This is a genomic window from Paenibacillus sp. J22R56 (genome assembly GCF_056269375.1).
The window spans coordinates 26,529-49,787 of sequence record NZ_JBWDNV010000001.1; the positions used below are offsets into that span (position 1 = coordinate 26,529).

General features: G+C 46.5%; 20 protein-coding genes. 5 read left to right on the top strand and 15 right to left on the bottom strand.

Annotated elements, in window-relative coordinates; genetic code table 11:
• Nucleotides 1-96: 96 nt before the first annotated feature.
• A complete protein-coding gene (gene ilvD, locus AC0YNT_RS00115) occupies nucleotides 97-1,782 on the top strand; it encodes a dihydroxy-acid dehydratase (RefSeq protein ID WP_243865454.1) in 1,686 nt (561 codons plus the stop codon).
• A 330-nt stretch (nucleotides 1,783-2,112) separates the two neighbouring features.
• Here the strand turns inward: ilvD and AC0YNT_RS00120 are convergent, their stop codons facing one another.
• Complete coding sequence (locus AC0YNT_RS00120; protein ID WP_475802817.1) at nucleotides 2,113-3,498, bottom strand: polysaccharide deacetylase family protein; 1,386 nt, start codon at nucleotides 3,496-3,498, stop codon at nucleotides 2,113-2,115.
• A 145-nt stretch (nucleotides 3,499-3,643) separates the two neighbouring features.
• On the opposite strand from AC0YNT_RS00120, the gene ytvI reads away from it, so the two are divergent.
• A complete protein-coding gene (gene ytvI / locus AC0YNT_RS00125; protein WP_475802818.1) occupies nucleotides 3,644-4,789 on the top strand; it encodes a sporulation integral membrane protein YtvI in 1,146 nt (381 codons plus the stop codon).
• Here the strand turns inward: ytvI and AC0YNT_RS00130 are convergent.
• The 13 genes from AC0YNT_RS00130 to cymR form a co-directional block, all read right to left on the bottom strand.
• Nucleotides 4,775-6,589, bottom strand: coding sequence for a peptidoglycan D,D-transpeptidase FtsI family protein (locus AC0YNT_RS00130; protein ID WP_475802819.1), 1,815 nt, complete (start codon nucleotides 6,587-6,589; stop codon nucleotides 4,775-4,777). The genes ytvI and AC0YNT_RS00130 overlap by 15 nt on opposite strands.
• A gap of 108 nt (nucleotides 6,590-6,697) precedes the next feature.
• Complete coding sequence (locus tag AC0YNT_RS00135) at nucleotides 6,698-8,854, bottom strand: methyl-accepting chemotaxis protein (RefSeq protein ID WP_475802820.1); 2,157 nt, start codon at nucleotides 8,852-8,854, stop codon at nucleotides 6,698-6,700.
• A 198-nt stretch (nucleotides 8,855-9,052) separates the two neighbouring features.
• On the bottom strand, nucleotides 9,053-10,162 hold the full coding sequence (mltG, locus tag AC0YNT_RS00140; RefSeq protein ID WP_475802821.1) for an endolytic transglycosylase MltG: 1,110 nt from the start codon (nucleotides 10,160-10,162) through the stop codon (nucleotides 9,053-9,055).
• A gap of 169 nt (nucleotides 10,163-10,331) precedes the next feature.
• A complete protein-coding gene (locus AC0YNT_RS00145; RefSeq protein WP_167280115.1) occupies nucleotides 10,332-10,643 on the bottom strand; it encodes a DUF1292 domain-containing protein in 312 nt (103 codons plus the stop codon).
• Nucleotides 10,643-10,936 carry a DUF1292 domain-containing protein gene (locus AC0YNT_RS00150; protein WP_167280116.1) on the bottom strand — a complete coding sequence of 98 codons (294 nt, stop codon included), beginning with the start codon at nucleotides 10,934-10,936 and terminating at the stop codon, nucleotides 10,643-10,645. Before AC0YNT_RS00150 ends, AC0YNT_RS00145 begins: the two co-directional genes overlap by 1 nt.
• Nucleotides 10,937-10,944: 8 nt before the next feature.
• The gene (gene ruvX / locus AC0YNT_RS00155; RefSeq protein WP_208420473.1) at nucleotides 10,945-11,361 is read right to left on the bottom strand and encodes a Holliday junction resolvase RuvX; all 417 of its coding nucleotides are present in this window, start codon (nucleotides 11,359-11,361) and stop codon (nucleotides 10,945-10,947) included.
• A 22-nt stretch (nucleotides 11,362-11,383) separates the two neighbouring features.
• Complete coding sequence (locus tag AC0YNT_RS00160) at nucleotides 11,384-11,644, bottom strand: IreB family regulatory phosphoprotein (RefSeq protein WP_167280117.1); 261 nt, start codon at nucleotides 11,642-11,644, stop codon at nucleotides 11,384-11,386.
• Nucleotides 11,645-11,703: 59 nt separating this feature from the next.
• Nucleotides 11,704-14,337 carry an alanine--tRNA ligase gene (gene alaS / locus AC0YNT_RS00165; RefSeq protein ID WP_475802822.1) on the bottom strand — a complete coding sequence of 878 codons (2,634 nt, stop codon included), beginning with the start codon at nucleotides 14,335-14,337 and terminating at the stop codon, nucleotides 11,704-11,706.
• Between the two features lie 555 nt (nucleotides 14,338-14,892).
• The gene (locus AC0YNT_RS00170; RefSeq protein ID WP_167280119.1) at nucleotides 14,893-15,960 is read right to left on the bottom strand and encodes an AI-2E family transporter; all 1,068 of its coding nucleotides are present in this window, start codon (nucleotides 15,958-15,960) and stop codon (nucleotides 14,893-14,895) included.
• A gap of 156 nt (nucleotides 15,961-16,116) precedes the next feature.
• On the bottom strand, nucleotides 16,117-16,314 hold the full coding sequence (locus AC0YNT_RS00175) for a hypothetical protein (RefSeq protein ID WP_015845916.1): 198 nt from the start codon (nucleotides 16,312-16,314) through the stop codon (nucleotides 16,117-16,119).
• Nucleotides 16,315-16,317: 3 nt separating this feature from the next.
• Nucleotides 16,318-16,863, bottom strand: a complete 546-nt coding sequence (locus AC0YNT_RS00180) for a PRC-barrel domain-containing protein (protein ID WP_167280120.1) — start codon at nucleotides 16,861-16,863, stop codon at nucleotides 16,318-16,320.
• A 17-nt stretch (nucleotides 16,864-16,880) separates the two neighbouring features.
• Entirely contained in the window at nucleotides 16,881-18,035 is a 1,155-nt protein-coding gene (locus tag AC0YNT_RS00185) for a cysteine desulfurase family protein (RefSeq protein WP_475802823.1), read from the bottom strand.
• A gap of 12 nt (nucleotides 18,036-18,047) precedes the next feature.
• Complete coding sequence (gene cymR / locus AC0YNT_RS00190) at nucleotides 18,048-18,467, bottom strand: cysteine metabolism transcriptional regulator CymR (protein ID WP_167280122.1); 420 nt, start codon at nucleotides 18,465-18,467, stop codon at nucleotides 18,048-18,050.
• 240 nt (nucleotides 18,468-18,707) lie between these two features.
• Here cymR and mnmA point away from each other — a divergent pair, with 240 nt between their 5' ends.
• The gene (mnmA, locus tag AC0YNT_RS00195) at nucleotides 18,708-19,841 is read left to right on the top strand and encodes a tRNA 2-thiouridine(34) synthase MnmA (RefSeq protein WP_475802824.1); all 1,134 of its coding nucleotides are present in this window, start codon (nucleotides 18,708-18,710) and stop codon (nucleotides 19,839-19,841) included.
• Between the two features lie 40 nt (nucleotides 19,842-19,881).
• Here mnmA and AC0YNT_RS00200 read toward each other — a convergent pair whose 3' ends face one another.
• The gene (locus tag AC0YNT_RS00200) at nucleotides 19,882-21,246 is read right to left on the bottom strand and encodes a hemolysin family protein (RefSeq protein WP_475803394.1); all 1,365 of its coding nucleotides are present in this window, start codon (nucleotides 21,244-21,246) and stop codon (nucleotides 19,882-19,884) included.
• Between the two features lie 299 nt (nucleotides 21,247-21,545).
• On the opposite strand from AC0YNT_RS00200, the gene AC0YNT_RS00205 reads away from it, so the two are divergent.
• Together AC0YNT_RS00205 and AC0YNT_RS00210 are read left to right on the top strand one after the other, a co-directional pair.
• The gene (locus AC0YNT_RS00205) at nucleotides 21,546-22,151 is read left to right on the top strand and encodes a copper resistance CopC family protein (protein WP_475802825.1); all 606 of its coding nucleotides are present in this window, start codon (nucleotides 21,546-21,548) and stop codon (nucleotides 22,149-22,151) included.
• Nucleotides 22,148-23,236, top strand: a complete 1,089-nt coding sequence (locus tag AC0YNT_RS00210; protein ID WP_475802826.1) for a copper resistance D family protein — start codon at nucleotides 22,148-22,150, stop codon at nucleotides 23,234-23,236. The genes AC0YNT_RS00205 and AC0YNT_RS00210 overlap by 4 nt, the downstream gene beginning before the upstream one ends.
• Nucleotides 23,237-23,259 lie beyond the last annotated feature (23 nt).

Genomic DNA, 23,259 nt, shown 5'->3' on the forward strand with positions numbered 1-23,259 from the left:
CAAGCATTTACGGCACCTCCCACCTCCTGCTCCGGTAGCCAACGTTTGTCCGATATGTTAAACTCAAAGGTATGACATTACATGGGAGGGACTAGCATGGCGCCTAAGAAAATGAGATCTGATATGATTAAAAAAGGATTTGACCGCGCACCTCACCGCAGTCTTTTGCGGGCTGCAGGCGTAAAGGAAGAAGATTTTGGCAAACCATTTATCGCGGTTTGTAACTCTTATATTGATATTATTCCAGGTCATGTTCATCTTCAGGAATTCGGTAAGCTGGTTAAAGAAGCTATTCGTGAAGCAGGCGGCGTGCCGTTTGAATTCAACACAATTGGCGTTGATGACGGTATCGCGATGGGTCACATCGGCATGCGTTACTCGCTGGCAAGCCGCGAGATCATTGCTGACTCCATAGAAACAGTAGTTAACGCACACTGGTTCGACGGCATGGTTTGTATTCCGAACTGTGACAAAATTACACCAGGTATGATGATGGGTGCCCTTCGTGTTAACATCCCAACCATGCTCGTTAGTGGCGGACCAATGAAAGCAGGCAGAACTTCCGACGGCCGTGCCATCTCCCTGACCAGCGTATTTGAAGGCGTAGGCCAATATATCGCAGGTACGATTGATGAAGTAGGTCTTACTGAATTGGAACAATTCGGTTGTCCGACTTGCGGCTCTTGCTCCGGCATGTTCACTGCAAACTCGATGAACTGTCTGGCAGAAGGCCTTGGCCTTGCAATGCCAGGCAACGGTACGATTCTTGCTGTATCGCCTGAGCGTAAAGAGTTCGTTAAAGAATCGGCTCGCCAGCTGATGAAACTGATCGAACTTGGCATCAAACCACGTGATATCGTTACAAAAGAAACAATCGACAACGCATTTGCTCTTGATATGGCTTTGGGCGGTTCAACAAACACTGTTCTTCACACGCTTGCTATTGCGCATGAAGCTGGTATCGAATACCCAATCGAACGTATCAATGAAATCGCAGAACGCGTTCCGCATCTTGCGAAAATCGCTCCAGCATCTGATTACCACATCGAAGATGTTCATGTTGCAGGCGGCGTAAGTGCCGTTATTAATGAGCTGCTCAAAAAAGAAGGCGCAATGGATGGTACACGTATAACTGTTACTGGTAAAACACTTCGCGAGAATGTTGAAGGCTGTGAAATACTAGATACAGATGTTCTCCGTACAATCGACAACCCGCATAGCGAACGAGGCGGTCTGGCTGTATTGTTCGGTAACCTGGCTCCAGGCGGCTCGATCGTTAAAGTCGGCGCTATCGACAAAGTGGTTGGCGGCTACCATAAAGGACCTGCTATTTGCTTCGATTCCCAAGATGATGCTCTTGCAGGCATCTCGAGCGGCAAAGTAAAAGAAGGCCATGTTGTCGTTATTCGCTACGAAGGACCTAAAGGCGGTCCTGGTATGCCAGAAATGCTGGCTCCAACATCGCAAATCGTTGGTATGGGACTTGGCACAAAAGTCGGCCTCATCACTGACGGACGTTTCTCGGGCGCATCCCGCGGGATCAGTATCGGTCACGTATCTCCGGAAGCGGCTGAAGGCGGCCCAATCGCCTTTGTTCAAGACGGCGACATCATTGAGCTGGATATGAACAATCGTGGAATTACTCTGATGATCAGCGACGAAGAAATGGAAAAACGCCGCGCCGCATGGCCTGGCTTCGAACCAAAAATCAAACGCGGCTACTTGGCTCGTTACTCCCACCTGGTTACAAATGCAAGTATGGGCGGCGTAATGAAAATGTAGTTTGCAGAGTGAAGCAGCTTCCTTGGGGAGCTGCTTTTTTGTTTGGGTTGGTATTGGTATTGCAGCACTCCGCAGACGTCTATCTCTTCCGATCGCTGTTGGTTCCAGATTCCACTGAATCAACTTATAACAAGTTGGAATCTGGGAACCAAAGGCGAACGCTCCGCTTCTCCAGAGATAGACGTCTGCTCCGTTGGAGCACACACCAGCCAAAACAAACAACAGCTCCCCTTCCTGCTGCTGACTTCGTCTGCAACAGGAAAGAGGGAAGAAGGAAACAAAAAGCCGACAACTCCAATGGAATTGTCGGCTTTTTATGGACAGAACAATTTATATAACGGATGGATTGCTTTCTAGATCAGATGCCTCATCAACGGAAGGTGAAGATTTAGCAGCTGCGACTTCCTGATGTGGTTTTACGTCTATTGCTGCAGGAGCATTTACGGAATACATCATCAGCCGTTCAATCGGCATTAATAGCATATGAGGGTGAATCGTATCTCGTCTTGCCTTGCCTCTTGAGTTGCGCTGTTTATTGGTAAGTACTCGCGTTAGAATCCGCAAGTAAATTCGTGTTGTACGAGCGAATAGACCATCTGGCAGCGGCAAAACCTGGAACCCTAATCGATCGGCACCACGATGGATCATCGTTACGCCATATAAGGAGCGTGCTCCTGCTGCTTCCGGATCATTCGCCAGTTCACTTGCCAGAACTGGCAGTGCCTGCTCGACTTCCCGAAGCATCCGGATTCCCGTTGCGAGAGGTGAACTGGATGTGGCTGCAATCGTCGACAGCATTTTATTATCGAAATGCAATTCCACGACTTTATCCCCTTTGTTCAAATAGCCGTCAGCAAGGTTAATCGGATCCCCGTTATACTTGATGATTCGGTAATGGAAACAATGGTTATCTTCCCCAACATGCTTAAGCCGGAAAACAAGATGGAACAATTGCTCATACAGGAGCCATGCTCCAACGATTGTTTTTTTCCATACAGAACGTTCGGACGTTTTCTCTGACAATTTGATCATCTCCGCTATACCAACAAACCGGTATCCTCGTTTTGTCGCTTCTTCCATGTAGGCTTCCAGTGCAATCAGCATGTTCGCTGGTGCAGTTGGGTCAGCCCCTGGTGTGCGTCCGCAGTCATGAAGGAGAAGCACTTCTCCAGGACCAAGCTTTTTCATCATTTTCTGCTTGAGTTGTTCAGCTCCAAGCTTTACATTCCAGTCGCCAAATAAAGCCGACCATAAGATGATTTGCATCTTATTCCGATTGGTGAAATCAAAAATATTTATGATCCCCCAAGGCGGCCGATAATAAACGGAACGAATTCCGGTTGCTTCCCGTATTACGTCTGAGGTACGCGCAATCTGATTGCGCACCGTCTTAGGTCTCATAAACCAATTGGTCTTATGAACATAATTATGAATACCGATAATATGACCTTCCTCATGCATTCTGCGCAGCAATTCCGGATGCTTCTCCGCATGCGAGCCAACGACAAAAAAGGTTGCCTTCGCATTATACCGTGCAAGCAGATCAAGCAGCTGCGGTGTATATTCAGGATCCGGTCCATCATCAAAGGTGAGTGCGATTTCGCTCGCGACGCGACCTTTCTTGAACACGCGGAATCCGAAAACACGGCTGATTAGTGCAGGAATAAAGGCGTATAAGGACAAGAAGTAAAATGCCCAAAGCAGCAATTGTAACATTTTGTTTTCCCCACCGTTTATGAATGTAATAATAAACACGATACCTTTAATTGTACCATATGAGGATTAATAATAGGCATCGTTTTAGAAATTATAGTACAATCACTACAAGGATATGATTCCTTATTCGAGAGGAGATTATTGCATGCTTCCGTTTTATAAAAAATATTGGCGTACCGCATTCGACATAGCGCTTATTGCACTTACCGTATTCTTAGTGATGGCCGCTTTTAGTTATTTGTACAAAATCGCAACTCCAATCTTTTTTGCCTTTGTTATTTATTTGTTTATCGAGCCGCTGGCCAGACGCCTGAACAAAATAGGCATTAAGAAGTCTATTGCATCAGGCATATCCGTCCTTGTGTTCTCACTTATTATTTTGGGCATTTTTTCTGGACTAGCCTATGTGATTACGAGCCAAGGCACTGATTTCATCAAAGTCAAATTACCGTATTATCAGGAGCTCTTCAAGGAGCAGGTGCAGGATGATTCAAGCGTATTCCAGCAAAAGCTTCAGGCACTGCCGCCGGAATGGGTCGATAAGCTTACGGAATACATAAACGGAGCAACTGAGTATTTGCCGAAGCTCGCCAACATTATTTTTACTGGCCTCGTCGGATATATTTCATCGTTCTCCACGTTTATTTTCAATTTTGTAATCGGTATTATCCTGGCGTATTTCCTCAGCATTGAGATTAAGATGTGGAAAAAAACAGCCAATGAAAAAACGCCAAACACATTCAAAAAAGCCTTCTTTTTCCTTCGTGAAAATGTATTCAAGGGAATTGGCACTTACGTGAAAGCTCAGGCGAAAATGATGAGTATTACATTCCTCGTTATTTTCGCTGCGCTTCTTGTTTTACAGGTAGACAATGCTTTCGCGATTTCCGTAACGGCCGGAATCTTTGACGTACTGCCGCTGCTTGGCGTAAGTACCTTGTTTATCCCATGGATCATTTATCTGTTCCTTGTTGGTCAAACTTCACTTGCCGTTTGGCTCTCCGTCTTGCTGATCGTTGTTGTTGTCACACGGCATATTGTTGAGCCAAAGATTACCGGCGACTCACTTGGTGTATCCGCATTTACCATGCTTTCCTGCATGTTTATCTCTCTTCATCTGTTTGGAGTTGCTGGTGTTATCCTGTCGCCAATCATTATTATCGTCATTAAGTCGCTGTTAGAACAAGGCTTCTTCCACCGCTGGATTCGTACTCCACATGGGGAATATGATGAGCCTGCAGCGACAGTAGAAGAAGTTACAGATGGTAAGCAGCCATCAACGGGTGTATAAGGCGAGAATATCCATCACACCGCGAAAAAGCTCTGTCGCCTGGTTACTGCTTCCAGGCGGACGATTCTCTGCCAGCACAGCAACCGCATAGCGCGGCTTCTCGGCCGGACCGTATCCCGTGAACCATTGGTTCACGCGGGGCGCTCCGGCCTTTGTTATTTCGGCGGTGCCGGACTTGCCGGCCACCGCCCACAGCCCTTGGCGGATCGATCGACCAGTTCCATGGTCGACGACCGCCTCCATGCCGCGAAGCAGCTTACGCGCAGTGGCCGGACGAATCCGGCCACTTTCCGCAGGAGCGCTCTTCGCGGGCAGCGATACCATCCGCTGGCCGTTGGCATAGCGGATCTCTTGGACGAGGCGCGGCTCCATCACGCGCCCGCTGTTCAGCAGCGTGACGACCAGATTCGCCGCCTGCAGCGGCGACATCAATACATCACGCTGCCCAATGGCGGATTGCGCCATAACGCCTCCATCCGCCTTAGCCTTTTCCGCCGCGGTGAATAACCTCCCGGCTTCCTCCTCCACAAGCAGCCGAAGAGGGTTATGGAACGGGCCAAATGCCCGATTCGAATGCCAGCCGGCTTGCTTCCCAACACCTAATGCAGCAGCTGTTCGTTCCAGCTGCTCTGCGGTTAATCGTTCCGCAATGGTCGCAAATACGATATTACAGGATTGGGCAAGTCCCTCTCTCAGCGTTAAAGTGCCATGACCTCCCTCTTTCCAGCACGACAATCCATATTTACCGTATTCCCCATTACATGTGAATCTTTCCTTTTCGCTCGTTACTCCCGCTTCCAAAGCTGCAGCTTCGGTAACCAGTTTGAAGATGGACCCGGGAACTGCAGCTTGAATCGCATGATTGGCCCATTTCTTCTCATCACCTAACTCAAGCGGCTTCATCTGCGGCCTGGAGATCATCGCTATTATGTCCCCATTACGGGCATCAAGAACAACTACTGCGCCTTCCTTCAGAGACTTCGCATCCACATAAGCTTCAATCTGATTTTGCAGCTCCAGATCAAGTGTAGTCTGAACCTGCAGCGGATAATAAGGATTCCCTGGTTCCGTAATCCGGTAATCCAGCCCTAATAACGGTCCATTATTGCCATCTGTAAAATACGACACAGATGTCGCTCCTGCACCGTGGAGTAAATCATCTAACGATCTTTCTAGACCAGATCCGCCGATCTGATCATTTTTGTTCCGTTTACCTGTCTCTAACTCCTTCGAATAGACAAGCTCCAAATGCTCCGGATGCTGGCTGATATAACCAATTGCTTGCTTCGCAGCAAACGTCGTGAAATACCGATTACGATAAGGGAGTGCTCTCACTCCATTCAAATGCAGCTGCGCTAGCTCATTAAGCTCCTGATCTGTTAATCGGTAAGGCAGCTTGTCCTTTCCTTTATGCCAGAAGGTTGGCTCACGCAGCTGCTTCCACCAGCTGACGAGCTCCTGTTCCGGTACATGGAGCATCGTCGATAGCTTCCTAACAGATTGCTGCCACTTCTTCTCGACAACAGCATCCATGTTCACTGGAAATAAAGCAAGCGTATAATAGGTCTCCCCTGTAATCGGCTTGTTATTCCGATCTAGAAAGTCTCCTCTGCCCGTATCCAGTACGAGGTTTCGCTCACGCTGCAGAACAGACAAACGCTTCCAATTGCTGCGGCTCATTGCAGAAGTTGTGCTTTTATGCCCATAGCCAGGTGTTAGCTGCAGCCAGGCAAGCCTTGCAATATATCCTGAGAATAATAATAGAAATAATAAACCGATAGCAGCTGTCCGTCTCTTCATGCAAAATCCTCCAGTAATGGTCCGATAGCTACATTATCGCCTTACGAGAGCACAAAAAAACCGTCCAAATGGATCTTCATCCATTCGAACGGCTTTACGTTCATTCCATTAATCAATTTTGAAACGGGACAATGATTCCTTAAGTCCGCGGGATACAGCATCCAGCTTATCGGACAAGTTAACAAGGCCGTTGCTGATACTAAGCTGCTCTGAGCTAAGCGATGCAACTTCCTCGGACGTTGCCGAAGATTGCTGTGCTACTGCACTTACATTCCCCATCGCTTCTGTCAATACAACTTGAGATTGATCAAGCATATTGATGGAATTCGTAACCGAATCCAGCTTCTCCACGAATTGTCCCATTTGGTTTTGAACCGTCAGGAAGATTTGATTCGCTTCTTTAACGGATCCAATCTGCTCTTGGAATAATGGATAAGCATCAGATAATACGGTTACTGTCTCATCGATCTGTGTCATGATCGTTCCTGTAATTTGACCTACTACATCAATGGATTGACGGGACTGGTCAGCAAGCTTGCGGATCTCATCGGCAACAACCATAAAGCCTTTGCCCGCTGCTCCAGCACGAGCTGCTTCAATCGTTGCATTAAGTGATAAAATGTTGGTTTGCTTAGTCAAATTGTTCAGTACGTCCAAGATTTTCACAATGGAGCCTGTGCTCATCTTCAAGCTGTCCACTTTCTCTACCATGGAGCGAGTCATCTCTTCGGTCATGCCGGTCTTCTGAATAAGAAGCCCCATGTATGCCGTACCCTGCTGGCTCGCCTTCTCCACTTCACCCGCGGATTCAACCATATGACCGGTCGCTTCCATAACGGATTTCATCTGTTCATTAATGTTGCTCGTCAGATCACTGCCTCTTTCCGCCTCAACTGCAAGGCTTGAAGCACCACTTGCGATCTCTTCAGTAGCTACAGAAATCTCTCTTGCGGAGATCGCTGTTTTCTTCGATACATCTGTCAGTTCACCAGCAGTAGAAAGAACATCGTCTGCCGACTTCGTCGTTTGCTGTGCAAGTGCTGTAATTTGAATCATCATTTTATTAAAGCTGTCGCCAAGCTGACCAATCTCATCCTGACGCTTCTTCATATTCGAACGAACCGTCAAGTTGCCGCGTTCGCCCTCATTCATCAGGTTACGCATCGCCATAAGCGGCATCGCAATTGTCCGGATGACTAATATACCAATGGCAATTGCAATAAACATCGCTACAAGTGCAATAATCCATGTCATCTTATTAATAATAGCTGCGTCCTTAACAAGCTCATCAACCGGGATTGTACCTACCAGCTTCCAATCTACCGTATCCAGTGTCTTAAACACGGAGAGTACTTCTTCACCGTCAGCCGCCTTCTCTTTGAGCGAGCCTTCCGGATCAATATTCAGCTTCACGATATTGCCTTTGCCAATCAAGCTGTCATCCTGGGCTGCAACATACTTATTGTCGCTGTCTACAAGAGAGATCTTGCTGCCATCACCAAGTGAAACATCTTCGTATTGCTCACGGATATCCGACAAGCTGAGCTCGAGCAGCAGCATATAAGAAGCGGCATTCGTTGTTGTATTATTCATCTGTCTGCTAAGTCCAATAGACGGAAGCTTGTCTGTAGTACCAAAACCTGTGGGCTGCGTCTCAATCCAGTTTACACCGCCTTTTGACGTCTTGGTCTTCTCGAACCAATCCGATTTCATCAGATCAGGCGCTACTGCAACAGAAGCCGTTCCGTAGGTAATAATCGGAAGCTTATCATTTAGTGGAAGCAAGTAAGCACCGATGATTGTCTTATTGGCCATTACTGCATTTTGCAAGCGGTCACCTAAATTCTTCTCCGCCTCAAATAAATCAAAAGCTTCTGTGCTGTCTTCTAGCTTAGACACAAGAGTATGGAATTCCTTATCAATCATCATCTGCATCGACAGGTCTTCGTATGTTTTGAGGACAATATCAAGGTTAGCGGAGGCCTGAACAATCGTTTGGAAGCTGGCGCTTGATACCTTGTCTTCCACTATCGATTTCGTCTTCGAATAAGCCATCTGACCTACAACTAGTACACATGCGATGATGCTGATAAAAATAATTAAGAACAGTTTTGTACCTACTGATTTGAATGGATTCGAGAAGATCGAAGTGAACGTTTGTGTCACTTGTTTCGTTGTCTGTGCTGCTACCGCCTGCGCTTTTGGTTGCGCTTTCATTTTTTGCGGTTTATCTTTTGCTTTTTTAGGTTTGTCCGTTTTCGTCATACAAGACACCCGCCTCTTTATCATTATGTGGTTTGTAATCATGATGGTCTAATTACCCAGAACTAGTGCTATTACCCTATTACGTATGTACAGTCCTATTATTTTATATCGGCTTCAAAATGTCAATTGATTAGTAGATTTGTCTAAATTTTTTTCCAAAAAACAACAAGGGAGGACATATGTCCTCCCTTGTTGCTATTATTCGCCTTGTTTTGCAGCAGTTTGGTTGCTTTTCTCAATATTGTTCAGATGTTCTTTGTAGGTTTTTGCAAATAAATGCGTCTGGGTACCATCTTTTTTCGTAACGTAATAGAAGAATTCATTTTTCTCCGGATATAACGCCGCCTTAATCGATGCGATACTTGGACTTGCAATTGGCCCCGGAGGCAGTCCGTTAATTTTGTACGTATTGTACGGACTATCGATCTGCAGATCCTTCTCCATTAAGCGTTCCTTTGGCTTGTCCAGCAAATATTGTACGGTTGCGTCGATTTGGAGCGGCATCCCATCAGCTAGACGATTGTAGATTACACCCGCTACAACTGGTCTCTCTTCGTCAACAACAACTTCCCGCTCCACAAGTGAAGCAATAGTGAGCAGCTGATGAAGGTTCAGCTTCCGCTCAGCGAGAACATCCTGCCAATCCTCAGGCAAAGAATCCAGCTTCGTGTCCAGCTCTGCCATCATTCGCTTCAGGATATCTTCCTCCGTGCTTCCCTTCGTCAGCTCATAGGTTTCAGGGAATAGATAACCTTCCAGCCGGTGATGAAGCTTATCATCTGTCGGTATTGATTTGACAGCTGCTGCATCGCCCCAATTTGTTGTCGAATCCGCTAGAGTCAGGAATTTAGTCCGGTCAATCAGCTTCTCTTCGGCCAGCTTATCCGCAATTTGCAGCAAGGTATAGCCTTCCGGAATGGTAAACCGGATCATTTCCTCCGCTACCGTATCGCCACTGTTCAGCTTAGCGATAATTTCTTCGTTCTTCATACCTGGGGCTAGGTCATAGATACCCGCCTGAAAATGTGAGCCTTCTTTTTTAACTTTCAAATAATATTTAAACAAAAAGGAATTCTTAATTATGCCTTGCTCTTCCAAAGTATCTGAAACCTCAAAGGCAGATGCGCCTTTTGCGATTTCGACCCTTTTGATTTCGCCTGAAGCCGTCGGCTTTAACCCGTTCCATACATACAAAAAGACACTACCTGCCCCAATAATAAGGAGCGCTAGAAGTGATAGAACAACCCACAATGCAATGCGGCCTGCTCGGGGTCCAGATTTTGAATGCTGCTGTCTAGATTGCGCCAACCTATGTTCCTCCTCAAAAGAATTGCAAAGCAATTCTTACTTCGTAAGCATAAACCTAAAGAATTGCAAAGCAATAAATCATCATAATCATCCATTTTTCGCCAATAATTTCCTTTGAACACCGAGAAAAAGAGCGGTGTGAGCCGCTCTTTTCTTATTGCTTATGCAATTAAGGCATTTCGTCGTTTGCAAACAGAAGATCATCATAAGCTTCTGATGCAAGCTCCCACTCATCGTCGTCCTCAATCGTTTCAAGCTGAGGCTCGCCGTTATCCGTCAAGATAACACGGAACAGCTCGACCTCCTGCTCTTTCTTCATGGTTGACGACTGCAAAGCGGCATAGACGTATGGACCGAGCTGGAACTCTGCCTTGATCTCGAACTTGTCGAGACTTCCATGTTCAGAGACCAGCTCGATCACATCGCCGAACACTTCCCGCAGCCGCTCTTGCGGCACAGGAACGATGCGCTCATCCGACATTAATTATCCTCCATCTCACCCAGAAGCGTGTTGAAGGTTTCTTCAACCATGTTCCACTCTTCTTCGTCTTCAATCGTGTACAATTTAAGGTCGTCGCCTTCTTCTTCATAACGGAAAGCGTATACTTCATCTTCCTCGTCATTTTCGCTTGCAAGAGGAACAACCATCATATATTTCGAATCAGAGCCATCCACTTCAAACTTCATGATGACTTCGAATTCTTCTTCGTTGCCGTCTTCATCCGGAATATAAATAATTTCCGGTTCTTCGAACTGCAGGTCATCCTTTGTCATCGTAACCCTCACCTTTTCGTTTTAGAATCGAGATAATTTTGCAAAATTAGCGTTGCCGCCATTTTGTCGATTACTAGCTTTCGCTTCTTCCGGCTAACATCTGCCTCAAGTAATGTTCGTTCGGCAGATACCGTTGTCAGCCGTTCATCCCAAAGGTGAACAGGCAAGTTTAGTGTTTGCTGAAGCTGCTCTGCGAATGCCATACTAATCTCGCCGCGGGGGCCAATTGTATTATTCATATTCTTCGGCAGTCCCACAACGATTTCGGTTACTTCATGTTCTTTCACGATCTCGGCGATGCGAGTTAATTCGCCACCATCCCGACGCTTCTGGACAGTCTCTAGCCCCTGCGCAGTCCAGCCGAACGCGTCGCTGACCGCAACGCCGATGTTGCGGTCACCGTAATCCAAACCCATTGTCCTCATGATCTGTCCGGCTCCCAATATATTATTTCTTGTTGTTCAGATAAAACCGGACAAGCTCTTCAATGAGTTCATCACGTTCTTTCTTGCGAATCAAACTTCTTGCGTTGTTATGCCGCGGAATGTAGGCGGGATCTCCGGACAGCAAGTACCCAACAATCTGATTGATCGGATTATACTCTTTCTCCAGAAGCGCCTCATGCACCGTAAGCAAAATGTCTTGTGAGGAAGATTCCAACCCTTCCGCTTTCACATCAAACTTCATCGTGTTGTCCATGGAATTCATCGCCAGCACCTCGCTTTCCAACCGCATTTATTATCTAGTTTATTACATTTACACTGATATCATATCACATTTGATTGGTTAAGAACCAGTTCTTCAGCAAGTTTCAAAGCTTCCTCAAGCTTCGAAGCGTCTTTACCGCCAGCTTGGGCCATATCAGGACGTCCGCCGCCGCTGCCGCCGCAATGTGCTGCTGCTTCTTTAATGATTTTCCCTGCATGGAAGCCTTTCTTCACCAGATCTGCGGATACAGCAGCAACAAGGTTTACTTTGTCCTCCTGTACAGCGCCAAGAATGATAACAGCCGAAGGCAGCTTCAGCTTAAGTTCGTCTGCAATACCACGAAGCGCGTCCATCGTAGGTGCATTTACTTTTGCACTTAATACCGTTACGTCGCCAACTGTCTTCGCGTTTTGCTCGAGCGAGCCTGCTTCAATGCGGCTCAGCTTCGCCTGCAGCGATTCATTCTCACGACCCTGCTCTTTCACTTGTGCGAACAGAGCTTCGATACGTTTAGGCACATCATTGTTATTCGATTTGAGAAGCGCAGAAGCTTGCTTCAAGAGGTCCAGTTGACCTTCCATAAAGCTGTATGCATGGCGGCCAGTTACCGCTTCAATTCGGCGTACACCAGAACCGATACCGCTCTCGCTAATCAATTTGAACAAGCCAATCTGGGAAGTGTTCGCTACATGGCAGCCACCACAAAGTTCAATACTGTAGGAACCTACTTGAACGACACGTACAATGTCGCCGTATTTTTCGCCGAACAGGGCCATAGCACCCATTGCTTTTGCATCAGCGATTGCTTTGCTTTCAATAACAACTGGTGTTGCAAGCCAGATTTGCTCATTTACTTTACGCTCGATTTCCGTTAATTCTTCCGGAGTAATGCTGCCGAAATGCGAGAAGTCGAAACGGAGACGATCAGCCTGTACGAGCGAGCCTGCTTGGTTAACATGGTCGCCAAGCACTTCCTTCAATGCTTTATGAAGCAAATGAGTTGCCGTATGGTTCTTGATTACATCCTCACGAACAGATCGAGTAACAACAGCTTCTACTTTCTCACCAGAGCGAACCGTGCCGGATGAAACAACTGCGTGATGAACGCTTTGGCCATGCGGTGCTTTCGTTACATCTTCAACCTGCAGCGTAAAGCCATTGCCGATGATTGTTCCTTTGTCACCAATCTGGCCGCCGCTCTCTGCATAGAATGGCGTCCGGTCGAGCAATACGAGTACACGGCTGCCTTTACCCGCGAGGTCAACTAACGAATCTTCATGGACAATAGCTGTGATTTGGGCTTCTGTTACCAGTTCATTATAGCCAACAAATTCACTTTTAACCGTAAAGTCAGCAAGCGGTCCGCCTTGTACATTCATACCGCCAGTATCTTGACGTGCAGCACGCGCGCGTTCACGCTGTGCTTCCATCGCTGCATCAAAGCCTGCACGGTCAACGGTCATTCCGTTTTCGGAAGCAAAGTCTTCTGTTAAGTCAAACGGGAAGCCAAAAGTATCATAGAGTCGGAATGCATCTTCGCCGCCGATTTCGGTTGTACCTGTTTTACGTGCAGCAGCAACCAGATCAGACAACATTACCAGGCCATCAGACAATGTTTCGTGGAAACGCTCTTCTTCTGTACGGATAACACGCTCGATGAATTCGCGCTTGTCGACAACCTCTGGATAGTACACGCCCATTACTTCGCCAACAACGGAAGTGAGCTCGAACAGGAATGGACGATCGATTCCGATTGTTTTCCCGTAACGTACAGCACGGCGAAGCAAACGGCGGATAATATAGCCGCGGCCTTCATTCGAAGGCATAACGCCGTCACCTACTGCGAAAGCAACAGTACGGATATGGTCAGCAATTACTTTCAATGCAACGTCATGCTCTTCGTTCACATGATATTTAACGCCTGCAATCCCGCAAGTACGTTCAATGATTGGCATGAACAGGTCCGTATCGAAGTTCGAATCTACATCCTGCAGAATCGAAGCGAAACGTTCGAGACCAGCGCCTGTATCAATGTTTTTGTTAGGAAGCGGTGTGTAGCTGCCGTCCTTGTTATGGTTGAACTGCGAGAATACAAGGTTCCATACTTCTAGGAAACGTTCGTTCTCGCCGCCTGGCCAGCATTCTGGATCACTAAGGTCACCGTATTTGTCGCCGCGGTCATAGAAGATCTCTGTACAAGGTCCGCAAGGGCCTTCGCCAATATCCCAGAAGTTTTCCTCCAGCTTGTAGATCCGCTCAGCAGGAAGGCCGATTTTCTCATTCCAGAATTGGAACGCCTCTTCATCCTCCGGAAATACCGTTACGGACAAGCGATCAGGATCGAAGCCAATCCACTCTTTGCTCGTCAGGAACTCCCATGCCCATGTAATAACTTCTTCTTTGAAGTAGTCACCGATGGAGAAGTTGCCAAGCATCTCGAAGAATGTATGGTGACGGCGAGTTTTGCCGACATTCTCGATATCATTTGTACGAATACATTTCTGCGAGTTCGTAATACGTGGATTGTCAGGAATGATACGTCCGTCAAAATAAGGCTTAAGCGGAGCCATGCCTGCATTGATCCAGAGCAGAGACGGATCGTTATGCGGTACGAGCGATGCGCTTGGTTCGATGTGGTGTCCCTTGCTTTCGAAGAAGGAAAGCCATTTGGACCGGATTTCACTTGCTTTCATTGATTAAAACCTCCATTAAAATTCGAGTTGGGATTAGAACCTGATGAGCACGTACTATGAAAAAGGTTGGGCTTTTAGCCGCTGTTATTTTTGAATTTCTTCAATCTAAATTTTCAGTTGGGGAAATTCAAAAACAAAGGTGGGCGCTGTCGCTCCAAAAGCTCCAACCTTATTCTCCGTGCTGCCCGGTTCAATCCATTTTTGACTTTTAAAAATTTGTTTTAGAACATAAAAAAGTCCCTGTCATTAGACAGGGACGAATTCATAATCGCGGTACCACCCTGGTTATTGCCCGGCGTCACAACGAGTAATCCTCGGCTGCGCTTAAAGCAATCTCCTCAATAGACGATAACGGGTCTTCCCGGTGAAGTTCATTCACACTCCGAAAGTAGCTTTCGGCCATTCTTCGTCCTAAGAGCCTTTACACCCAACGCCTGCTTAAGGCGAAGAAGCTCTCTCTCTGATTGACGGGCTATGGCTTACTTCCTTCCATCAACGCTTTACATGTAATAGTTGCTGCAACTGTCTAAAGTATATCGGTCAAAGGGTTGTCTGTCAAATGGTCTTTCGCCTGACGTAATATGCAAAAATATGCTGAACGATGACTTTTAGTGCAGCGAAGATCGGAACCGCCAGAATCATACCTACAATACCAGCTACTTCTCCGCCTACGAGCAGCGCAAATATAATGGCCAGAGGATGAATATGTAGCGTTCGGCCAACAACCTGCGGAGAGACGACATTACCTTCAAGGACTTGGCACGACATATTGACGATCGCCACAAGCAGCACCATTTTCAGTGAAATGGTTGAGGCTACTAGCAGAGCCGGTGCAGCGCCAAAGAAAGGACCAAGATACGGGATAATGTTGGTAATGGCAACAACACTGGCAAGCAGCAATGGATACGGAACACCAATGATGATGTAGCCGATATAAGCGAGAATACCAACAATAATACAGACGATAAATTGTCCTCGAATGTAACTTCCCAGCGCTGAGTCAATATCCTTGAGAAGCCTAACCGTATGCTTCCTGTGAGACTTTGGCACATAGGTAATGACCGTCCGTTCGAACAGATCAAAGTCCTTCAAGATATAGAATGCAAGGAATGGAATGATAAAGGCAATAAACACCGCATTCACAACAGATCCGATGTTGTTAATGAAATGCGTTACGGTCTCCGAGAGCTTCTTCTCCATCTGGAAGATAGACTTATTTAATCCTTCCCGGATACTGTCCGGCAGAAAAGAATTATTCAAATCGGTAACAAGACTCTCTGCTCGAATGGTCAGGTCAGGAACATGACGGTTCAACTGATCCATCTGTTCTTTGAACATCGGAATCAGATTGACCAGGATAACGGCAAGCGCCGCACAAAATACCGCATAGATAAGCAACACCGCAGCCGTTCGCGGCACTTTGCGTTCATGTAATAAAGTAACGATCGGATTGAGGACATAAGAAACAATCATAGCAATAATGAATGGTGCAAGTATCGCCTTAAGAAACGCATACAAATGCATGAAAATCGGCTTCACAAGCAGCAGTAAGTACAAAGCTAAGAGCCCCATAATGATATAGACCAGCCATACAAACAGACGGCTCTTCATTAACCGTTCCACCGTCTTCACCCCCGCTTGTTTCATTACCATAAGCCATTGTTAACCAGAACAATCTGCTTAAGTATATGTACAAGCGGTCCATTTCATCCATGAATGAAAGAAACACGGCAAAAAGGACGGCATACGCCGTCCTGAAGTAATAACGTTATGAAGCCGCTAATTAATTTGAATTTGCGGCATTTCTTCTTCGAAGAATAAATCGTCGAGCGAACTAAGTGTTCCGTCCTCTTCTACTTGATAGACCGACATCTTCTCACCGTTCACTGTCAGCTCTATAAAGCAGCCCCAGCAGTAAAACTGATGGGAACCGATCTTTCCTATATCCTTCGAATTGCAATTGGGACATCTCATCATCTTTCATTTCTCCCTATATGTCGAATTGGAAGCTGCGACAGGCTCCAATTCCGCTTCACTGACAGCAGGAACGATAATCGCGTCTTCCCCGAGCAGCACGGCATCCGGATCCTCCGGGGCTTTGAGCCATTTTCGCCCTTCCATCAGATCCGATATAAAACCATCCGTAAGCTCATAGCCTACTATTTGTGTACCCTGAAATGGGTAAAAATAAACATCCGATACTCGACCAAGCTGTATTCCTTGCACAGTAACGACCGGCAATTCCTTCAGTTTGACCACACCGGTGTCAAAAGATCTCCCAATCTGCACGGGTTTAACCGATTGAATAGCAGATTCTCTGGAGATAAATACGGCATCCTCGCCGCAGGTTAATACTTCTGCCCACTCCACGATTTTCACAGATGACGAAAACCATTTTGCGCTCTCTACGATCAGACCAATCAATCGCCAATGTTCATCGAACCAAGCGTCTTTTACGTTGCCGACATGTTTGCCGGAATGAATAACAAGCACTGGCAGTCCGATTAATTGCTGGAGTTTGATCATGGCGCTTCAAGGGCCCCCTATTGGTTGGTACGGATACGCTCCACGATTGTCGCGATTTTACGTGCAGCGTCTTCCAGTTCCTCCACAGTATTCCCCAAACCGAAGCTGAATCGTACAGCAGAATTCAAACGTTCTTCCGAGAGAGCCATTGCCTTCAGCACATGCGATCGTTCCAATGAACCCGACGTACAAGCAGAACCACTGGATGAAGCAATCCCTTCCATGTCGAGGTTCATTAGCATCGTTTCGGTATCGATCCCCATAAAACTGATATTCACAATTTGCGGCAAATGATGTTCGGCATTCCCGTTCACAACGATTTCTGTTCCTTTAAGCCTATTCTTAAGCTGTTCTACCCACTCTTTACGCAGCTTGTCCAACAAAAGTTGCTTGTTTTCACGATTGTTCACACAAATTTCAACAGCTTTAGCGAAACCGATGATGCCAGCGACGTTCTCTGTCCCTGCTCTCCGCTTTCGCTCTTGTGATCCTCCGTGTGCAATTGGCTCAAATGGCGTTCCATTAGCGATATATAAAGCCCCTACGCCTTGAGGACCGTTAATCTTATGTGCGGAAAAGCTCATCAAATCAACCGGCATCTCATATAACCGGTATTGAGCCGTACCAAAAGCCTGCACGGCATCTACATGAAACAACACGCCATGGTCATGAGCAATTGCACCAATTTCTTCGATTGGCTGCAGTGTGCCTACTTCATTGTTGCCATGCATGATACTGATTAGTGCTGTATGAGGTCTAATAGCTGCAGCCACTTCTTCAACAGAAACGCGACCGGTGTGGTCTACTGGAAGATACGTAACTTCATAACCCGCTTCGGCTAACGCTTCACAAGTATGAAGCACGGCATGATGCTCGGCTTTAGATGTGATGATATGATTTTTGCCCTTTTTCTTCATCGCCGCTGCTACACCGATAATAGCTGCATTATCACTTTCCGTACCGCCAGAGGTGAAGACAATCTCGGATGGCTTGCAGCCAAGTGCAGCTGCGATCCCATCACGAGCCCGATTCACCTTATGCTTAGCCTCACGCCCAAAGGCATGCATACTAGACGGGTTGCCGCCGGCACCCGTCATCACTTCTAGCATGGCTGCCGCCACATCTGGATGCATCGGCGTTGTAGCTGCATGGTCAAAATAATATTTTTGCATACGAATCCCTCATTAAATATAGAACATATAACTGTCGTCAACACTTGCAGCCTGATAAGTCACCAGATCAGCGAGCGTTGTTGAATCAAGCACACTTGCGATACTATCACGAATCCGGAGCCACAAATCACGTTTAGCCGGATCATCCTCTTCCGTGAAATCAACCGGAGAGATTGGACCTTCCAATATACGAATCACGTCGCCGGCAGTAATGGTTTCCGGCTCTTTGGATAAAATATAGCCGCCGTAAGCGCCGCGAATACTTTTAACAAGTCCAGCATTACGAAGCGGTGCAACCAATTGCTCCAAGTAGTGCTCGGACAGTTGATTGCGTTCGGCAATACTCTTGAGTGAAATCGGGCCTTCGCCAAATTTCCCGGCAAGCTCCATCATAATGGTTAGGCCATAACGGCCTTTCGTCGATATTTTCATATTCGGGCACCTCTCTATTGTTAGTTGTTCCATTCGATTGTACGTATGTGTAGTATATCGTTTGTTTAATTACGGGTATTCCCATATTATATCTATGTTAACACATCATATTGCGACTTGCGAGAAAAGGATTGACTTCTCATGAAAAAGTTTTATGTCTATGTTACAATAGTACGAAGTATTTACGAGGGCAATTGCCCTTTCATTTTAGAAGCGTGAAGAACAAGGCGGTGCATGCAAATGGTCAAATCAATTCAAGAAACTCGCGTTGTAGTCGGAATGTCCGGCGGAGTTGATTCCTCCGTTACGGCTCTGCTGCTGAAGCAGCAAGGCTATGATGTGGTTGGCATATTTATGAAAAACTGGGATGATACCGATGAATTCGGGCATTGTACAGCGGAAGAGGACGCTGAGGATGTACGCCGGGTTTGTGATCAGATCGGCATCCCTTATTATACGGTAAACTTCGAAAAACAATATTTCGATAAAGTGTTTACTTATTTCCTCGACGAATACAAGCGCGGCCGGACACCTAATCCGGATGTCATGTGCAACCGGGAAATTAAATTCGGCGATTTCCTCAAGAAAGCAAATGAGCTTGGCGCAGATTACCTTGCAACCGGCCATTATGCCCGTGTTGAACGTACACCAGACGGCGAGACTAAACTTCTGCGCGGTGTGGACAGCAATAAAGATCAAACCTATTTCTTAAGTGCTTTGAATCAAAAGCAGCTTGAGAAAGCAATGTTCCCGATTGGGCATCTTCCGAAGCCGGAAGTTCGCCGAATCGCCGAGGAAGCTGGTCTTTATACCGCTAAGAAGAAAGACAGTACTGGTGTCTGCTTTATCGGTGAGCGTAATTTCAAGGAATTCCTCAGCAACTATTTACCTGCACGTCCAGGTGATATGGTCGACATCCGGAGCGGTGAAGTAAAAGGCCGCCATGATGGCTTAATGTATTACACACTTGGCCAGCGTCAAGGACTTGGTATTGGCGGCTCCGGCAATGGTGAACCATGGTTCGTAACAGACAAGGATCTGGAGCGTAATATTCTGTATGTCGTGCAAGGCGAGTCGCATCCAAGCATGTACTCGACTGGACTTACAGCAAGCGGAATTAACTGGATTGCTCCTGGCAAGCCGGATGCAACCTTCCGCTGTACAGCGAAATTCCGTTATCGCCAGCCGGATCAAGGCGTAAGTGTTACCCTCCATGCTGATGGTACAGCTGATATCGTCTTCGACAAACCTCAAAAGGCGATTACACCTGGTCAAGCAGTTGTTTTGTATGACGGAGAGCTTTGTCTCGGTGGTGGTACGATCGATATCGTCCACAAGATTGATGAAGCAGCCTTTGAAGCTTTAGCGAAATAAAAACAATAAATCCCCTTGCGCCAAACGCAAGGGGATTTATTTATGTTTTATGCTGCCGACCAGCAGACATCGAGCCAGTACCTGCCGTCCGTGTTTCTTTTCCCTGTTCGGGCTGTACTTGCAAATTTATCTTTTGTACGATAACACGGGAAATTCGCAGATGATCCGTCTCCTCAATGATGAAGACGTACCCTTCCCCATACTCAATCCGCTGCTGATTCTTTGGAGGAATCTCAATCTGTGAATAAATCCATCCGCCTATCGTATCATAATTATCGCTTTCAATATCAAGCCCGAAGTAGCTGTTTACTTCCTCAATCAGCACCATGCCACTTATCGAATAAGTTGTCTCATCCCGCTTCTCGATCTCTGCACGTTCTTCATCAAACTCATCCTGGATCTCGCCTACAATCTCCTCCATAATATCCTCGAGTGTCACAAGACCGGATGTTCCTCCGTATTCGTCGATAAGGATAGCAATTTGTGCTTTTTTCTTCTGCATAAGAATAAGCAGATTACTGATCTGCATGGAATCCGGAACGGTTGTGATCGGGCGAGTAATTTGCCGGATATCCGTAAGACTATGCATCGTATCCTTGAGTAAATCTTTTATATGAACGAAACCGATAATATTATCCTTATCATTATCACAAACCGGATATCTCGTATGCATTTCATTAAGCGCAATATCTTTGTTCTCATCCAAGGTCAAATTCACATATAAACAGACCATCTCTGTACGCGGAATCATGATTTCTCGGGCATTGGTCTCGGCAAATTCGAAAATATTATCAACCAACGTCAGCTCTGTATTATTGATCAGTCCATTCTTGTGGCTCTCTTTCATCAATATACGGATCTCCTGTTCCGTATGAGCCAAATGCTGCTCGGATGCCGGTTCAATGCCGAACCGCTTCAACAGTTGATTGGCAAGACCGTTTAATACCCATATGAAGGGATACATGAGTTTGCGGAACATAACGAGAGGCGCTGCTGTCAGCAAGGTAACCGCCTCCGCTTTACGGATGGCGATTGTTTTAGGAGCGAGTTCACCGAGGACGATATGGAGAATCGTGATAAAAACGAAGGCAATAACGAAGGAAATAGAATGGATCCATACCGGGCTGCCAAAGCCAAGCGCAAGAAACCAAGGTTCAATTAACCTTTTGACCACAGGCTCGCCAATCCAGCCCAAACCAAGCGAGGCCAGAGTAATTCCCAGTTGGCATGCCGATAAATAAGCATCGAGATTGCCCGTCAGGTGTGAAGCAAGCTTCGCCCGCAGGTGGCCTTCTGCAGCCAGCGTTTCGATTCGAGTTCCTCGAACCTTCACCATGGCGAATTCCGCCGCAACAAACAGACCATTCATGAGCACCAAAAACAAAATAAGCGCCAGTTGCAGCATTAACGGAAGCGGATCACTCAATAATGTCCCCTGCCAGCCGTGCGGTCTTGCCTTGCACAACGACAGGCGCACCTCCTTCGAAAAGGAAATTAACTTCTACTACAGGTTAATCCAAGCCGCTGCTTTAAATATTGTAATCTTTAGGCTGCGGTAATTCAGTCTATTCGGATTGAATGTCTCATTATGCAGAATTAATCAGATTAGAGCTTCTCATATTGTTCAAAAAGGCAAAGCCGCAAGCTGCAGACGATCTGTTATAATGACATCAATTAATCCAATAAATGAGGGTGATCTACATAATGAAACGAATTCTACTAATCTGTTTAGCTGCCCTATTCCTTCTGCCAAGCGTCGCTATGGCTCACTCGAGAATCAGTGAATCAACGCCTGCAAAGGATGCGACCGTTACAGCTTCTCCAACTGAAATTTCCATGACTTTTAACACGAATATTGAAAACTTGAGTAAATTCAAACTCGTCAATGAGACTGGCGAGCAAGTGAAGACAGGGGATATTACAGTTAACGAGGCAACAATGAGCAGCAGCGTTGCCGAACCGTTAAAAAATGGCGCTTATACGGTTAAATGGACCATTATTGGTGCTGACGGCCATGCGGTTGATGGTGAATATGCTTTTACCGTTAATGCGCTTGAAGCAACACCTTCTCCTACACCAGAAGCGACACCGGCGGTGACAGAATCGCCATCACCTGCGGCCGATGAGACTACAGCACCTGACGAGAATGCATCAGCATCACCAACTGTATCGGAAGACCCCGCTCCTTCTGCAACGGCGGAAGATGATACAGCCAGCAAGAATAGCGATTCAAATCCTGCTATTTGGATTATTGCTGGAGTCGTTGTTGTTGCAGCCGTATTCATCTTGATCCGCAGGCGCCGCAAATGAGTTATGTTAGCGAGGCTCTTCTGTACGTCTGCTTCGCCATTCTGACTGGAACATTTATTTTACGAGTTATTCCTGAGCATAGACGTCCGCTTGTTCAAGTTCCGTCCGGATTGCTGCTTGCTTGTATAATTGCCATTCCGATTCTGGAATTCGTTCCGATCCATCAATCTGCCGTATTGTTTGCCAAAGATGTGGAGATCCCTTATGGAGAAATGGTAAAAAACATCCTGCTAGAGCTGAACAATGGCAAAGCGTGGATCTGGTCGACAGTCGCATCGATTGGCTTAGCCTTCCTGCTTGGCCTTCGTTCCTTCCGTGACGATAAACATATGCCGAAGGTCGGCTTGTTCATTATGTTCCTCCTCATCTTATGGCTTGGCTATGCCAGCCACGCTACATCGCTTTATGGCACAAAGGGCTGGCTAGTACACTCTGCCCATTTCCTTGCTGTTACAGCATGGATTGGCGTATTATTGGCCGTAAGCTGGTTCTCAAAGGACAGCCGCAATTGGGATGCTTTCCTAGGCTGGTTCTCTCCGCTCGCGATAGGCTGCATGCTTATTACGTTTATCGCAGGCATCACGTTGATGACTTTTACAACACCGCAGTATGTCAACTCTTGGATGCTGCCATACGGACAGATGCTGCTGCTTAAACATTTGCTAATCGCACCACTATTGTTATTTGCTTATACAAACGGCTTTGGTTACCGGAAAAAGCTTAATGAGGATAGCAGCTTTAATCCCAAGCCTTGGCTGAAAGCTGAAAGCATCATCGCCATGCTGCTGTTTATCGTTACGGGTGCATTAGGTCAGCAGACTCCTCCGCATAATGTGAAGGAAACGCTGCAATCGGTCTCTCCATCAAAGCTGTTTACGACCATCTACAATGGACACTTCAGCCCTGATTTGACGTTAAAGCTTTCGATCGGCCTCGATAGTATTCTTATGCTCGCCGCCGCTATCATCATGATGGTGGGCCTCATTCGGATGTACAGGGATAACAAAGTGTATCCCGCATTCGCAATGGGACTGCTAACTTCGATATTTGGCTACTTTGCTCTTATGTTCAGTATTCAAGGATGAGACTGAAGTGAAGTCATAAAAAA